The sequence below is a fragment of the Calditrichota bacterium genome (assembly GCA_016867835.1).
In the GTDB taxonomy this organism is placed as follows: domain Bacteria; phylum Electryoneota; class AABM5-125-24; order Hatepunaeales; family Hatepunaeaceae; genus VGIQ01.
In genome coordinates, this window is the sequence record VGIQ01000194.1 from 1 (window position 1) to 2,591 (window position 2,591).

General features: G+C 50.9%; 3 protein-coding genes. All 3 read left to right on the top strand.

Annotated features, from left to right (window positions below; genetic code table 11):
* Positions 1-271 precede the first annotated feature (271 nt).
* The gene (locus FJY67_11990) at positions 272-472 is read left to right on the top strand and encodes a hypothetical protein (protein MBM3330168.1); all 201 of its coding nucleotides are present in this window, start codon (positions 272-274) and stop codon (positions 470-472) included.
* Between the two features lie 77 nt (positions 473-549).
* A complete protein-coding gene (locus FJY67_11995) occupies positions 550-918 on the top strand; it encodes a hypothetical protein (GenBank protein ID MBM3330169.1) in 369 nt (122 codons plus the stop codon).
* A gap of 63 nt (positions 919-981) precedes the next feature.
* On the top strand, positions 982-2,591 hold a 1,610-nt coding region (locus tag FJY67_12000; GenBank protein MBM3330170.1), incomplete at its 3' end, for a hypothetical protein.

Here is a 2,591-nt window from a genome sequence, read left to right on the forward strand (position 1 = left end):
AGGGCGGGATTCATCCCGCCCCGATTAGCGGCTTACCGGCAACCAGCGAAAAATCTTGCGAGAGCGGAGCGATTTGGCTTGACAATGGGGTCTTAAGGTGTTATGATGTAAAGTGTCGTCTGAGCGAAGTCCTTGGATAGCGTCACGTGAACTGATAGGATTGCGGTTTGACTTTCCTTGCATGTTTCTTCCTTTCAATAGATTAGACGAGTCGGGGGGGGACTCCTATGCCGCTTACTGACCGCTGCTGCCATCGCGCGAGGGCAGTCGGGTGAGCCGGTCTCTGCCCTCGTCCAGCCTCTTCGGCCAACCTGGCGTTGTCCAGGATGCAACCTCCCAGCCTGTCATGCTGAACGCAGTGAAGCATCTTGCCTTCCGTCCCCTCGCCATTGCCTTTCAAATAGACCCCAGCCCTTCACCCCGGCATCCGGTGGCGCCTCGAGCCACCCCGTCCGCGGACCGCCTCGATTGACCTTCTCGTGAACATCCAATGAATACCAGTGAGATGTTCTTCTCACTGGTGAGCGCAATCAACGAAAGGTCAATGGAATGAAAATCAGAACCCTCACCCTCATCATCGCCGCCGTGATGCTCATCGCGGTTGGTGTGCTCGTCTGGCCGGAGCCGGAGGAGGCTCGGGCCGTTGTCCGATACAGCGTCTTTCTCCAGAATGAAGGAGAAGTGGGGCAACCCGGCTATACTCTGAAGATCCAGTTCATGGTGAATGGTCAGTGGGGAGAGGAACTGGATATGCAGGACGATGGCAATGGCGACTATTTTCGTGATCGAGGCACCTGGGCTGAACAGTGGCGGGTTCGGATCGTTGAGAATGTGACACTCATCAATCCTAATGTGAATCCATTTCAACCCTCGTCGACCGTCAATCACTTCGTCTGGACAATATCTCCTGCCGCCTAGTTTTCATTTGAATCGGCTAATTGGGGCGTGTAAAGGTCCGCCCCAATTAGCTACTCTAAACATATGAATATTTACCTCCATATCCTGACCTTTGCCGTCCTGTCGCTGATTCCACTCGTTGCCATAGCACAACCCGTGATCGAGAGGGTAATTCTATTCCCGGATCGATCGAGAGGAACGATTGGCCGTGGATTTGATGACATATTCATCACCGATGACGGCAATTATGCACTATCCGGCGCCAATGCAGCAGACCAGAACTTCTCACAATGGCTCATTTTGAGTGACACGGAAGGCAATATGATTTTTCAACGATTTGTAGATGGAAATGACATCAATCAATCATTCAATAGCATAATTGAAGCAGATAACGGTGATTTGGTGACAGCCGGCTATGAGTTTGGACACAATGGAGGAGACGCCTCGGTTCTTCGTACGTCTTCTGAAGGAGAAATTCTATGGCATCGCTATTACGGACAAGCAAACAACGACCAATTCCATGCAGTTGTAGAATTGAAGTCGAATGAGTTATTCTTCGCGGGACAATCTGGAACCTTGGCATATGTCGTCAAGACCGAATCGAATGGTGATGTCATATGGGAGCGTCGCTATGGGCGCGGACCGGCAAGCCAGTTTTGGGCTATTAGGGAGACCCGCGATAATGATATTCTGCTTGCAGGCACATTGAACTGGGCTGCATGGGTGCTGAAGATCGATGGAAATGGGAATGAAATATGGTCCAATACGTATGGTCAAAATGGTGAGCGACTGCAAGAGTATTTTAGGACCTTGCTTACAGTGTCTAATGACGGAGAATATCTGGCTGCTGGAGCAAGTCGAAGAACCGATGACCGCACATCTCGCGCCTTTGCAGTAAGATTAGCATCAAATGGTCGTGAAATCTGGCAGAGAGCCTATGATTTAGGTGAACCCGGGTGGCTCAATCAATTCAACGGTGCTGCCAAGATATCATCATTAGAGTATATTCTTGTAGGACGCCATGGTAGCAATCTCCCAGGTGGATTTATTTGCAAGATTGACAATGACGGAGATATGCTGTGGCGCCAACTATACCGCCCCAACGCGCGTCCTATTGAAGTAGTCGAGTTGCGTTCAGTGTTGTCTGATCGTGAAGGTCGAATTCTCACCGTAGGTCAAGGCAGCAGGGAAGGTGCCCATGGTGGCATTTTCTTGGAATATATGCCTGAAAGGTCTGGTCCAAGAATCATTAACTTCTTCCCGGCTGAGTTCGAACTTGGAGTCCTTACCGGTGAGGGTCTCGAATTTTGGGTTCACGCCATCGACTTGCAGAACGACTCGATATACTATCATTGGCAGAGGGATATGGAAGAAATTGAGTCCCAAGATTCGGTAGCACAGGTGAACTTTCTTGAAATTGGCGACAATATTGTCTCCGTTGTAGTTACTGATTCCACTGGATCTGACTCTGCCCGCTGGCTCATCCACGTCCGCGACCTGCTCATCTTCTCCCACACCCCCGACACCCTATCCCTCACCATTCAGCGCAACAGCGAAATCGACTTCGCCCTCGACTCAGTTGCCTACATCGGGGACTTGGAGAACCTTCGTTATGAGTGGATGATTTACGACTCGGCAGCGGTGAGATGGGAAGAAGTGGCAGGGGATGACCGGATCGGAATCCGGTCCTACGC

Excerpts from the sequence above, each read along its gene's own strand:
- FJY67_11995 (MBM3330169.1), top strand. The coding sequence starts at position 550 with ATGAAAATCAGAACCCTCACCCTCATCATCGCCGCCGTGATGCTCATC.